Annotated in this window: 12 protein-coding genes; 3 read left to right on the top strand and 9 right to left on the bottom strand. The window is 44.4% G+C overall.

Annotated features, from left to right (window positions below):
* Positions 1-19: 19 nt before the first annotated feature.
* Together FSB73_RS05095 and FSB73_RS05090 are read right to left on the bottom strand one after the other, a co-directional pair.
* Positions 20-982, bottom strand: coding sequence for an ion transporter (locus tag FSB73_RS05095; protein ID WP_146780414.1), 963 nt, complete (start codon positions 980-982; stop codon positions 20-22).
* Between the two features lie 219 nt (positions 983-1,201).
* Positions 1,202-1,756, bottom strand: coding sequence for a ferritin (locus tag FSB73_RS05090; RefSeq protein WP_146780412.1), 555 nt, complete (start codon positions 1,754-1,756; stop codon positions 1,202-1,204).
* A gap of 421 nt (positions 1,757-2,177) precedes the next feature.
* Here FSB73_RS05090 and FSB73_RS24175 point away from each other — a divergent pair, with 421 nt between their 5' ends.
* On the top strand, positions 2,178-3,818 hold the full coding sequence (locus FSB73_RS24175) for a family 78 glycoside hydrolase catalytic domain (RefSeq protein ID WP_225974503.1): 1,641 nt from the start codon (positions 2,178-2,180) through the stop codon (positions 3,816-3,818).
* Complete coding sequence (locus FSB73_RS24170) at positions 3,734-5,068, top strand: alpha-L-rhamnosidase-related protein (RefSeq protein WP_225974502.1); 1,335 nt, start codon at positions 3,734-3,736, stop codon at positions 5,066-5,068. Before FSB73_RS24175 ends, FSB73_RS24170 begins: the two co-directional genes overlap by 85 nt.
* A 173-nt stretch (positions 5,069-5,241) precedes the next feature.
* Here the strand turns inward: FSB73_RS24170 and FSB73_RS24165 are convergent, their stop codons facing one another.
* The 6 genes from FSB73_RS24165 to FSB73_RS05065 all read right to left on the bottom strand — a co-directional run bounded on the left by FSB73_RS24165 (position 5,242) and on the right by FSB73_RS05065 (position 9,934).
* On the bottom strand, positions 5,242-5,415 hold the full coding sequence (locus tag FSB73_RS24165) for a hypothetical protein (protein WP_225974501.1): 174 nt from the start codon (positions 5,413-5,415) through the stop codon (positions 5,242-5,244).
* Positions 5,416-5,432: 17 nt separating this feature from the next.
* The gene (locus FSB73_RS05080; RefSeq protein WP_225974500.1) at positions 5,433-6,311 is read right to left on the bottom strand and encodes a cation diffusion facilitator family transporter; all 879 of its coding nucleotides are present in this window, start codon (positions 6,309-6,311) and stop codon (positions 5,433-5,435) included.
* 157 nt (positions 6,312-6,468) lie between these two features.
* The gene (locus tag FSB73_RS05075; protein ID WP_146780410.1) at positions 6,469-6,687 is read right to left on the bottom strand and encodes a heavy-metal-associated domain-containing protein; all 219 of its coding nucleotides are present in this window, start codon (positions 6,685-6,687) and stop codon (positions 6,469-6,471) included.
* A gap of 51 nt (positions 6,688-6,738) precedes the next feature.
* Positions 6,739-8,730 (bottom strand): copper-translocating P-type ATPase, encoded by a 1,992-nt coding sequence (locus tag FSB73_RS05070; protein ID WP_225974499.1) that lies wholly within the window; start codon positions 8,728-8,730, stop codon positions 6,739-6,741.
* The gene (locus FSB73_RS24160) at positions 8,730-9,164 is read right to left on the bottom strand and encodes a cation transporter (protein ID WP_225974498.1); all 435 of its coding nucleotides are present in this window, start codon (positions 9,162-9,164) and stop codon (positions 8,730-8,732) included. Before FSB73_RS24160 ends, FSB73_RS05070 begins: the two co-directional genes overlap by 1 nt.
* A 200-nt stretch (positions 9,165-9,364) precedes the next feature.
* Positions 9,365-9,934 carry a helix-turn-helix domain-containing protein gene (locus FSB73_RS05065; RefSeq protein ID WP_225974497.1) on the bottom strand — a complete coding sequence of 190 codons (570 nt, stop codon included), beginning with the start codon at positions 9,932-9,934 and terminating at the stop codon, positions 9,365-9,367.
* A 244-nt stretch (positions 9,935-10,178) separates the two neighbouring features.
* Between FSB73_RS05065 and FSB73_RS05060 the strand changes: the two genes are divergently transcribed.
* Complete coding sequence (locus tag FSB73_RS05060) at positions 10,179-11,918, top strand: RecQ family ATP-dependent DNA helicase (RefSeq protein WP_146780408.1); 1,740 nt, start codon at positions 10,179-10,181, stop codon at positions 11,916-11,918.
* A gap of 29 nt (positions 11,919-11,947) precedes the next feature.
* On the opposite strand, the gene holA is transcribed toward FSB73_RS05060, so the two are convergent.
* Complete coding sequence (gene holA / locus FSB73_RS05055; RefSeq protein ID WP_146780406.1) at positions 11,948-12,943, bottom strand: DNA polymerase III subunit delta; 996 nt, start codon at positions 12,941-12,943, stop codon at positions 11,948-11,950.
* Between the last annotated feature and the right edge of the window lie 67 nt (positions 12,944-13,010).

The raw sequence follows: 13,010 nt of genomic DNA, 5'->3' as shown, positions 1-13,010 counted from the left end.
GTTAGAGCCCATTAATGAATTAGGTTACCCCCCCCCCCTTCGTTTTGGTAGCATCAGGCTGGGCATCAGCGGTCTTTTGGCCTGTGGCTTGTTTATCTGCATAGAGTGCTGCACCACAGTTTTTACAAAATAGTGCGTCGGTTTCATGGCCCTTTTCTCCACATTTTGGACAAGGGAGTAATGCATATTGGGGTAAATGACGCCAGCTTTCACGCATCATGGAGGTGGACAGGATACCCGTTGGTACAGCAATAATCGCATACCCAAGGATCATAATCAAAGAAGATACCACTTTGCCAGCAGGCGTAATGGGGGCCACATCTCCATATCCAACCGTTGTAATGGTGACGATGGCCCAATAGATGCTTTGCGGGATACTGGAAAACTGAGGGTTTTTGCCCGATTCAAGCATATACATGATGGCGCCCAAAAAAACCGTCAATAGCAGCACGAAAAACAAAAAGATTAAAATCTTCCTGAAGGAGCGAATCATCGCAAATAAGAGCCGCTTGCTCTCATTTAAAAACTTTACCAATTTAAAGATACGGAAGACCCTTAAAAGCCTGAATGCCCGAATAATCATCAGTACATGAGTCTCCGGGAAAAAATGTTCCAAATAAGAGGGGATAATAGAAAGCAGGTCAATGAGACCATAAAAACTAAATATATACCTGGTAGGCCATTTAACACAGACGATTCTTAGTATTACTTCCAGTGTAAAAAATACCAGATAAATTCTATCCAGGATTTTAAACAGATGTGCATATCTGGAACCAATACCTGCCATCGATTCTAATAGCAAAACCCCAATATTGGTCAAAATAAAAAGAACCAGGATGATATCAAATATTTTCCCCTTGCGGCTCTCGGATCTGAAAATAATATGGTAGACTCGCCTGCGCCAGCCAGGATTATCTGGTTCATTGTCATATTCTGAGTCCAGAGATTCTAAGAATGTAAAATCATCATCAGGCTTAGCCATCTAAAAAATCATTGGTGAAAAAAAGCGCAGATAAGCTATATAGAAGATAAATAATCGGCGCTATTTTACTGGTGTCGTTTAACTTGTAAAGGTAAAATAGTGCTGATCAAATGCGCATCAATTAAATTTATTCATTGCTAATTATTTGTTTCCCTTATATCCTTAAGGTGTTTTAAGATTAGATGTACCCAAAAACAACCTCAGGGAGTACCTTTTGAACTAGGAAGGGTGCTCTTCAGTGGCACTGCTGGCACTATGCGCCTCATCTGGCATATGTCCCAACTCCTGATTGAGTTCCAACAGCGCTTCATTGGCCGCTTTTTCGCCACCGGCAATCTTGATTTTATCCAATAGATTTAATGCCAGGGTTTCTTCTTCAACCTGTTCTTTGACAAACCATTGCAGGAAATTCCAAGTGGCCCAATCCTGCTCTTCAAAGCTTTGCTGCACGATCTTGTGTATAGAATCCGTATTGCTTACCTCCTGTTCAAAAACTTTATTGAAACAATCCTGAATACTGGTAGGATCCGCTCCCGGGGCACTCAGGGCATCAATTTTAACCTTTGAACCTCTGTCCAGGATATAGCGTAGGAACTTCATCATGTGGTTTCTCTCCTCATGGGCATGTCGGAAAAGGAAGTTGCTGATACCAGCATAACCCTGATCATCGGCCCAGGCTGCCAGTGCCAGATAACTCTGTGCGGCCTCAGCTTCTGCGGTTAATTGCCTGTTCAGGGCCTGGTTCATGGTCGGGGAAAGTCTGTCGGTTTGCATCTGTAATTTTTTTAAAGGTTAAATATAATTATTTGATTTTTATAAGCTGCTAACCCTATTTGAGGAGCAGTACAATAAATAATCCATCGCCTGTTTTATAAAGGTTATTATTTTAAAGTTAGGCATTTTTTAGGAATTAGGGCTTTAAGCCTTCGTTAAACCAGAAAATTCAATTAACTTCATAAATCCAATCTTGCCCAGCAGCAAGATTTTGACTATAAATGTGCCACGGACAGTGGCACAAAGTAAGTTGGATAGGGGGGACAGCGCCATGGTGGGCGAAAATTGGAGTGGCAAACAAAATGAAGCAAAAAATATAGTGGCACAACACTAATTTAATAGGTCCTTGCCAGGCTCCTTAGTTTGTTTTGAATTATGACTATTGGCATCTTATATCATTAAACATACACTACTATTAATTATGAAACACATTCCGCTCAGCTTAAAAAGTCCAAAAGCCTTAAAGGCGGCCACCGGGGTAATGCAAGCCTATGGGAAAACAGTCGCATTATCAATCATACTGGCAGGGCAGCTTTCACTTTGTTTGCCAATGCAGACGTTTGCACAGCCACAGGTTTTGCATTTGCAAAAGGCAACAGATGCTTTGTCCGTCCGGCAGCTTTGGGTAGAAAATAAAACAGCACCCACTGGTATTGCTACTCAGCATCCCAGGCTTTCCTGGGCCAGTAGCTCAGGCGGCCAAAACGTAATGCAAACGGCCTATGAGATTCGCCTGGCTACATCACAAGCGGATGTTCAAAAAGGCAAAAAGCTTTATTGGAAAACAGGTAAGGTCAACTCCGGCAGCTCCCGTCATGTATTATATGAGGGGCCGACCTTAAAATCCGCAGAAAAATATTACTGGCAGGTTAGAATCTGGGACAACCAGGGGCACCAGTCTGCCTGGAGCCAACCTGCAAGCTTTTTGACGGGTTTTTTATCAAAGACCGATTGGAAAGCCCAGTGGATTGAGCCCGGATATACGGAAGATCCACAGCTTAGACCCAGTCCCCTGATGCGAAAAGATTTTGTGCTCCACAAAAAAATAAAAAGTGCCCGTGCATTTATCACTGCCCACGGACTCTATGAAGCTTTTATCAATGGCAAAAAAATAGGCAAAGGTTTTTTGACACCAGGTTGGACCAGTTATAATAAACGGCTGCAATATCAGAGTTATGACGTAACAAATCTGATCCAAGGAGGCAAAAACGCAATTGGCGTCAGACTGGGCAACGGCTGGTACCGAGGGTATTTGGCCTGGGGGGATACCCATAATATCTATGGCAAAACCCTGGGACTGCTTTTTCAATTAGAGATTACTTATACTGATGGCAGTAAATCTACCATCCTTTCTGACGGTTCCTGGAAATCGACGACCGGAGAGATCCGCTATGCAGAGATTTATAATGGAGAAACCATCGATCACCGGATGACCCAAAAAGGCTGGATGTTGCCCGGCTATCAGGATCAGGACTGGACACCGGTAAAAACAGTAAGAGCCGGTTACGATAACCTGGTGACTACCGAAAATGAACTGGTAGAAAAGCATGAGACATTTAGACCCCTTAAAGTGATTACCACGCCCAAAGGAGAAAAAGTACTGGATTTTGGCCAAAATCTAGTGGGTTGGGTCGTCGTCCACCTTAAGGGAAATGCAGGAGATACCATCAAAATTTTTCACGCTGAAGTGCTGGATAAAGCCGGTAACTTTTACACCACCAATTTGCGCAAAGCAAAGGCAGAGGATCAGTATATACTCAGTGGTAAAGGGCAGGAGACCTTTGAACCGCATTTTACCTGGCATGGATTCCGCTATATTAAGGTAGAAGGAATTGACGGTCCATTGAACCCGGAAGATTTTACGGCAGTGGCGCTTTATTCAAATATGGCCCAGACCGGACATTTTTCTTCCTCCGATAGCCTGATCAATCAGTTGCAACATAATATAGAATGGGGCTTAAGAGGTAATTTCTGGATGTGCCCACTGACTGTCCACAAAGAGACGAAAGACTGGGCTGGACCGGAGATGCGGAAGTGTTTTCCAGAACCGCCAGTTTTCTAAGAGGTGTCAATAGTTTCTTTGACAAGTGGATGCGAGACGTCGCAGCAGATCAGCTGCCATCTGGCAGTGTGCCACATGTCGTACCTAACGTATTGGGAGATGGCGCCAGTGGTTCTGCCGGGTGGGCAGATGTGGCGACTATTGTTCCCTGGAATATGTACCTGGCCTATGGGGATAAGAAAATTCTGGATGTTCAATATCCCAGCATGAAAGCCTGGGTGGATTATATCAGCAGCGTCAGCCAGGATCATCTCTGGAACACCGGCAATCATTTTGGAGACTGGCTTTTCTACCACCCTGATGATGATAATGACGGCAGTGCCGCGGTAACAGATAAATACCTGATCGCCCAGTGTTTTTATGCTCATTCAACGCAACTTTTGATCAAGGCTGCCCGGGTACTGGGTAAAACAAATGATGAGAAGACTTATACTGAGTTGTTGCAGAAAATCAAAAAGGCATTTCAGCGGGAATACCTAACAGCCTCCGGCAGATTAGTCTCTGGCACACAGACGGCCTATGTACTGGCTTTGAACTTTGATATGCTCCCGGAAAATTTACGTGCCCAGGCCGCCAAAAGACTGGTGGATAATATCCACCGCTATGGCGATCATATTACCACAGGATTTTTGGGCACGCCTTTTATAAGTCATGTTCTGACTCGTTTTGGCTATAGCGATGTTGCCTATCAATTGCTATTGCAAAAGACCTATCCTTCCTGGTTATATCCGGTTAAAATGGGGGCAACCACCATCTGGGAAAGATGGGATGGTATAAAACCTGATGGCAGTTTTGAAAACCCAGGCATGAACTCTTTTAATCATTACGCCTATGGGGCAATTGGGGATTGGATGTATCGAAAAATGGTCGGACTAGACACCTATGAAGATGGAGTGGGCTATAAGCATAGTAAAATTCAGCCCTATATCGGTGGAGGATTTAGCGCGGCTGACGCATCCTTGGATACGTATTTTGGCAGGCTTAGTAACAGCTGGAAATTATCTGCTGATCAACTCACCATGGAAGTAGAAATACCGGTAAACACTACTGCCACCGTTTATGTCCCGACTACAGATCCTTCTTCCGTTAAACTCGGAGGGCAGATTCTTGAAAATATAAACGGACAGGCTCCCCAAATCCTGGACGCTCCAGGAACAGGCGGCAAATTCGTGAAACTCAATCTGGGATCCGGTCATTACAGCTTTACCAGTACTTTTGCCGTGCCCACAAAAAAGACAGCGGCAAAATAAGCTAAAAGCCTATAGTGATGAGCCAGGTGTGTAAGGCATTTGGCAACAAAGATTAGAAAAATAGGCATAAAAAAAATCCTTAAATACCACACAGCAGATTGTGTAGTATTTAAGGACTTTTTTTTCTGAGCGATACAAAGATTTAATCAATATTTAATCCATATTTAATTGCTTTAATCCTGGTCATGGCTGTGCTTATCCCGGCAAGCCTGCTCACCACAGACCCTGCTTTCCAGCTCAAAAGTGACATGGTGGATATTGGCATGCAAAAGATCATGCCTGAGTGCCATTTTGATGGATTCATATTGGCTGAGATCCGTGTCAGCCAGTACCAGATGCGCTGTCAATGCATTCTCACTACTGCTTAATGGCCATATATGAATATGATGTACCCCTTGATCACAGCATATTTTAAAATCAGTTGCCTGACTTTTTCCACATCAATATTTTCTGGCAGACCATCCAGTGCCAGATGTATACTTTGAGTAAAGAGTCCCCAGGTGGCTTTTAAAATTACCAGGCCAATGATCATACTGATGATCGTATCCAGCCAGTACCAACCGGTGTAGCTGATCAGAATCCCGCCAATGACCACACCCAAAGACACCACCGCATCGCTGACCATATGCAGGTAGGCCCCTTTGATATTAATGTCCTGCTTTTGATCCTTGAAAAATAAATAGGCAGAAAACCCATTGATAAAAACCCCGATAAATGCCACCAGCGATATGACATTGCCATGAATAGATACGGGTTGGCCAATCCGGGTAAAAGCTTCATAAAAAATAAAAAAAACAGTAACCAGAAGTAATACTGCATTTAGCAAAGAGGCCAGTATCGTCCCTTTTTTATAGCCATAAGTATATTGTTTGGTGGCTTTTGCCTGCATCATCTTAAAGGCAAATAAGGAGACCAATAGGCTAAATACATCGGTTGCATTATGGCCTGCATCACTAATCAGGGCCAGTGAATTTTGTGCATATCCGACAATAAATTCAATAACCAAAAAGGCGGTATTCAGGCCAATGCCGATCATAAAAGCCGTATTGATCTTTTGCAGGGTAGGTGCATGGCTATGGCTGTGACTTTGGCTGTGGCTATGGCCATGACTATGAAGGTCACTATGGCTATCGCCATGACTAGGTGCGTGCATTTGTGCCTGTTCAGGACCCTGACCTTGCTTTTGTTGCGGTTGGGCACCTGCGCTTTGCCTTTGTTGGCTGTTCCCTTCGTTTGTTATCATAAAAATAGTTTCAATATGATTACAACAAAACTACAGAACTGGCTTGGCAACCAAGCCAACTATCTTTGTAATAAGGTTTCAAAAAAGGCGCCGGTTGCTGTTGAAATTATCGAGTAATCGGCGCCTAATAGATTGATTTAAAATAATTAGAGTGAACTCAATCCAAGGGCTCAATGCGGTAGCCCGCTGCCTTAATTTGGGCTGTTACCGCTTCGTTAATCTTTGCATCTTCAGGACCTGTTACCGTCAGGATTTTGTCCGGGTTTTCCGTATTCACTTCCCAACTTTCCAAAGTCGGGATCCTTTGTAAAAAGGGGGTTACCTTCTCGATGCATCCGCTGCAATGGATATTTGTTTTGAATTGATAAGTTGCCATAATAATTATGATTTTGAAGTTTAATAAAAATAGAAATAGAACTGTTTTGATTTACTTTAGTTTTCTGTAACGAAGCCTCAGACTGGCAGCCAGCACACAAATGCTACTGAGCGCCATCGCGGCCCCGGCGATCATTGGGTTTAACATAAAACCCGTAAAGGGATACAGGATCCCGGCGGCAATAGGGATACCAATCAGGTTATAGAAAAAGGCCCAGAAAAGGTTTTCCCGGATCGTTTTTCCCGTTAACCTGGATAGCAATATTCCGTCTGCAATTTTAGAAAGCTGATCACCGACAATGGTCATCCCTGCCACATCCATGGCCACATGGCTGCCCTTTGACATAGCAATACTAATGTCTGCCTGGGCCAAAGCGGCACTGTCATTAATCCCATCACCGATCATTGCCACTGATTTGCCCTGGGTTTGTAAGGTCTTAATATAGGCTAGTTTATCGGCCGGTAATTGTCCGGCGAGGTAACGGTTGATACCTGTTTGGCTGGCTACCAGTGCGGCAGCAGCTTCATTGTCTCCTGTCAGCATATGTAACCCGATGCCCTGATGCCCTAGCCTTTGCAGGGTCAATAGAGCATCCGGTTTTAATATATCCGCCAAAGCCATAACAGATAGGAGTGTACCGCGATTATCCTTTGCGCTTTTTTGGGCGAAATAAACAATAGTATGCGTTGTATGCGCCTGTAAAAATGAAGTAATTGCTGTCAGGTCATGCCTCATAGGTGTTAAAAAATCCACCGGTTTCTCTGGGCTTACGTCCTTTTCCGACCCTGCATTTACCACAATATTTTTTTCAGCCATCAGCCTGGCATTGCCAACATAGTAAACGTCGTTCCCCAATGTGGCTTCCACCCCTAAACCGGGTAAAAACACGCTATTGATATAAGAGGCAGCATTAGCGTTATGGTCAAAATCAATGTCATTATTCTTGCTATAATCCTTGCCATAAACCGAGATTGCATAACTGGTGATTGCCTCCGCTAAAGGGTGTTGTGAACTGCGTTCTATGGCAGCCAGCAACCTGGCAGCTGACTTTGGATATCCTGCATTAATGTCCCGATCATCGTCTAGCCATAAGCCCTCTTGAACAACAGGTTTACCTAAGGTAAGCGTACCGGTTTTATCCAGTACGATATCAGTTACGCCGGCCAGCTTTTGCAGATGCGCTGCATCCTTAATCAAAATACCCATTGTGGCTCCCCGGCCAATACCCACCATTAAGGCGGCCGGTGTGGCCAGCCCAAGCGCACAGGGACAAGCAATTACCAGTACCGTTACGACAGCAATAATGCCTCTGGATAGTTCAGCAGGACCTCCAAATGCCCACCAGATAAAAAAAGTAAGCAAGGCGATGCAAAGGACCCCGGCAACAAAGCGGGCTGCAATTTTATCCACCAATTGTTCGATGGGCGCCTTGCTGCCCTGCGCCTCTCTTACCAATCGGATAATGGAGGCCATAACCGTATTACGGCCAACTTTATCTGCCCTCATGGTAAAAGCCGTGTTTTCATTGATGGTACCAGCGTAAACGCTGTCCCCACTTTCTTTTTGGCTAGGGATGGCTTCCCCGGTAACCATACTTTCATTAATCAGCGGACGACCCGATAGGATAGCGCCATCCACAGCAATGGCCTCGCCGGGCTTTACCAGTAGTTGATCGCCTACTTGTATATCCCTGACAGCGATTATTTGCGGCTGGTCATTTACCAGTACAGTCGCGGTGGCGGGTTGCGCCCCCATCAGCTTTTTAATATCTGCAGCAGTGCGACCTTTTGCCCGCATTTCCAAAAGTTTACCTAGCAAAATAAACGCAATTACCACTGCAGCAGATTCAAAATAAAGATGTCCTGGCAATCCTTTTTTTGCCCAGAATGTGGGTAGTAGCATAACGGCCACAGAGTAGAAATAAGCAACACCAGTAGATAAGGCAACAAGGGTGTCCATACCTGCCTTTCCATGGCGTAGCTGCCGGAAAGCACTAATAAAAAAACGGCGCCCAAAAATGAAAACCACCGGCGTTGCTAACATTAGCATAAAAATATCTGCATAAGGCAACTGCATCCCCACATAGAAAGTGCCATTAAGGGCAGGCTAAAAAGAAGAGAAAAGGTCGCCCCGGATTTTAATTTTTTATATTGGTTGAGTTCAGCTTTTTCAACGACTGCTGCCGCCTCCTCATCAGTTTCAAGCACCAGGTCATAGCCGATAGAACGGATTGCTTCCTGTAAAGCGTCCTGGCGGATAATCCAAGGGTCGTAATCGATAGTTGCCATGGCATTGGCATAATTTACGGCCACCTTATTTACACCTGGTTGACTAGCCAGCATGGACTGGACACTGGCTGCGCAAGAAGCGCAGGAGAGGCCTAGTACGGGCAGCGATTGGTGAATCGTATTTTCAGTTGTCCTATTTTTATTCGCCTTTAAAACAGGATTTGTGCTTGTATATTGAATCGTTTCCATGTGTTGACAAAAACAAATTGATTTGTCAGACAAAGTTCCGCCTTATGGCCGCCCTGCAGGTTACAGTATTCAGTGTAAATGTTATAGATTTTCAACTTTTAAAGACAGATAATGCAATATTTGGTAAGTGTATTCAGGGTAAGGTTCTCAGCAGGCAAATAGCAGCTTATCACTGGATAGACTTACCCATTATATATCTGTCAAAATTTTCTTTTCAGGTCCTTTATGTTTTTAAAATGCGAGGCGGTAAGTCCGGTTACCTTTTTGAACTGAGCACTTAAATGGGCGGTACTGCTATAACCCAGGTTAAAAGCAATTTGACTTAGGGTCAACTCGTCATAGACGAGTAGTTCTTTTACAAATTCAATGCGTTGGGCAATATGGTATTTTTCTATGGTCTGCCCCTCAGAAGCAGAAAATAAAGCACTTAGATGATTGTAGTCAACATGCAATTTTTTGGACAGTATAAGAGAAAGGTTCTCTTTGGGTTTCTCCCCATCCGCTTTTCTTGCCAAAAAAATCACCTCCTTTTTGATTTGCTCTATCAGGCGGGCCTTTTGCGAATCGATTAGTTCAAAACCAAGGACATGTAGCCTATTGGATAATTCCTCCAACTTTTTTTGGTCCAGGCTTTTACCCTCCCGGACACCATCAGGTAGAGTTAAGATGCCTAACTCTACCTGTGCACCTGTCAACCCCATTTGCCTTGCCAGGTCTTCCACCGCTTTAACACAACGGGGACAAACCATATTTTTGATGTGTAGTACCACTTGGACTTTTAATTTCTAATATATTTCAATTTGGATAATTATACCTTAAAGGTAGTGCAAATGCCCAGTATTTTAGTCCTATCAAGTAGTATAGTTCCATTTACAGCGCACCACCTAGCTATCTTAGGACAATTTATGTTTTTAATTGGGGAGGGAATAACAAAAGGGTCTATTTTTACCTAAAATAAGGGATATCGGTAACAGAGCGCACAGCTAAAGGATAAAGCAGTAAGGATACAGAAACATGGATCAGCAACAGCACATACAACATATCTTAAAAGAGTACTGGGGCTTTGACAGCCTAAGAGGTATTCAACAGGAGGTAATAACAGCCGTTATGGCCGGCAAGGATGTACTGGCCATTATGCCTACTGGTGGCGGTAAATCCTTGTGTTTTCAGGTTCCTGCCTTAATGCGGGACGGTTTATGCCTGGTCGTATCCCCCTTGATTGCCCTTATGCAAGATCAAGTCAGCCATTTAAAGCAAAGAGGCATACCAGCTGCAGCCTTGCATAGCGGGCTGGGCTCCACTGAAATTGTCCGTTTGTATGATGATCTGCAGGCAGGACTTTACCGGTTTCTATACGTTTCTCCTGAAAGATTGGATTCCATTGGATTTTTAAGGTGTATTCGTCATATACAGGTACAGCTTTTGGTGGTAGATGAAGCGCACTGCATTGCGGAGTGGGGGTATGATTTCAGGCCGGCCTATTTAAATATTGGCAAGGTTAGAAAAGAACTGAATCATGTTGCCTGCCTGGCGCTAACAGCCAGCGCCACGCCTGCTGTACAAAAAGACATATTGCAACAATTGGATTTCAAAGATCCCGAAATTTGCTGTCAGGATTTTGCCAGGCCTAAGTTAAGCTATACGGTTCATGCCTGCGTGGATGAAAATGAAAAACAAGAGACCCTGTTTGGTTACCTCGGCCGTCACGAGGGACAAAGCACGCTCATTTATGCCCGCAGCCGGCGGGTGACAGAGCAGCTGGCTGCATTACTCAGCGCTGAGGGGTATCCAGCAGGCTATTACCATGCTGGGCTGGAGCATGACCAAAGAGAAAGTGTCAGCAAACAGTGGTTGGAAAATAATCCCGCTATTATGGTCGCTACCAGCGCCTTTGGCATGGGTATCGATAAACCAGATGTCAGACTGGTTGTTCATTACGGCCCCACCGATAATTTAGAATCTTATTATCAACAGGCAGGACGTGCTGGCAGAGACATGCAGGCTGCCAGCGCCGTACTACTATACACCCCGGCTGATCTGCAGCAGCAGCAAAACCTGCCTGCCTTATTATATCCGCCTTTTGCAACCATCCAACAATTTTATCAGCATCTGGCGGATTATCTTAAACTCCCTGTCGGACTGGGAGAAGACCGCTTTTTTAGTTTTATGATCGCTGATTTTGCCTTAAAATTTAAGTGGAATCCGTTGCAGGTACACAGTATTTTAAAAAATCTGGAACAATCAGGTCTGATCACCTATTTAGAACAGGTGTATCTGCCCTCCAAATTAAAGATTACCGCTTCCAGGGCCGAGGTTGCTGCTTATGTGGAAGGCGTAAAAGAACCAGCAGAAGTGCTGGATTATCTGATGCGCCATTATGAACATATTTTTATGGAAGCCGTTACGATCAGAGAAAGTCAGATTGCCTGGCAATTGTATTTAGATGAGGCCCGACTTAGAAAAATACTCTTTGGCTTAAACCAGGCAGGATTCATTCGCTATATGCCTGCCCGTAATTTGCCGCAAATCCATTTTTTGACCGGCAGGGCACCTGCCAGTTCCCTCGTATTTGATCATGAGCGTTATGAAAAACGAAAAAAATGGTTCGAGTGGCGTCTGGAGATGCTACTGCGATATATTCAGCAGACCAGCAAATGCCGCCCGCAAATGCTGGCCGCCTATTTTGGTCAGACGCTGGCAAAACCTTGCGGCATCTGTGACAATTGCAAGGCAGCAACCACCCCAAAGACCTGACAGCAAGATACACAATTGATAGGCTGTGATTATGCCATGATTTTAACCACCAGTTCCTTAAGCAGGTCACTTTCACTGGCCCCTCCATTATTAATCCCAATGCCTTTGAGGTTATACGTATGCAGTAAGAGCAGGGTCTTGTCTACACCACCAGCTCCATAAAGCCTTGCGGCTGCCAGGTAGTCTTTGGCAAAATAAGGAGCAACGCCCAGGGCGCTGGCCACAGCAGCCTCAGAATTACCCGCATAGAAGACCATAGAGGTCTTGGCAAAGAAATTATATAAAGTAGGGAGAATAACCTGCACAGGAGCTGCTTTGGGATTCTTTGCAAAATACTGAATGATACTGATAGTTTTAGCAAGATCCTTACTGGCCACGGCTCTTTGGAGTTCAAAGACATTATAATCTTTGCTGATCCCGATATAGGTTTCAATATCGTCTTCCGTTATACTCGTGCGGTCTTTCAAGTTAACCGCCAGTTTACTCAGCTCATTGTTAATACGGGAAAGATCATTGCCAATGTGCTCGGCCAGCAGCACAATGGTCTTTGGCGTTGCCTGGTAGCCCAGCTCCTTTATCCTGCCGGTGATCCATTCAGCCAGTTTCCAGTCAGGTACTTTTTTAAAAGTGGCGATTTCCCCGTTTTTTTTAATGACCTTACTGAATTTTGTTCTGCTATCCAGCTTTTTATCCTTATAACTAATGATAAGCACCGTGCCTGGCTGTGGTTTCTCACAATAAGACTCCAGTTTAGCAATGTCTTTCATGTACTGGGCTTCTTTGAGCAGTACCACCTGCCTTTCAGCAAACATGGGGAATCTTTTGCAGGTGTTGGCAACATCCGTCCAGGAGGCATCCCGACCATAGAAAATCGTCAGGTTAAAACCGGCTTCCGACTCCGTCAGTAGCTTCTTTTCTGCATAATTAACAATCTGGTCAATATAATAGGGTTCATCCCCCTCTAGCCAGTAGATAGGTTTAAAATGGCCTTTTTGCCAATCGCTGATAATTTTTTCCAGAGCCATGTCGCAAATGTACTCGAAATAACGTTTTATTGGCAGGGATTTTAACGATTTGAACCTCGAAGCAAAA

Origin of the sequence: Arachidicoccus ginsenosidivorans, from assembly GCF_007971385.1 — a bacterium.
Classification (GTDB): Bacteria; Bacteroidota; Bacteroidia; order Chitinophagales; family Chitinophagaceae; genus Arachidicoccus; species Arachidicoccus ginsenosidivorans.
The sequence above is the reverse complement of the archived record's forward strand: the minus strand, read 5'-3'. Positions and strand labels throughout refer to the sequence as shown.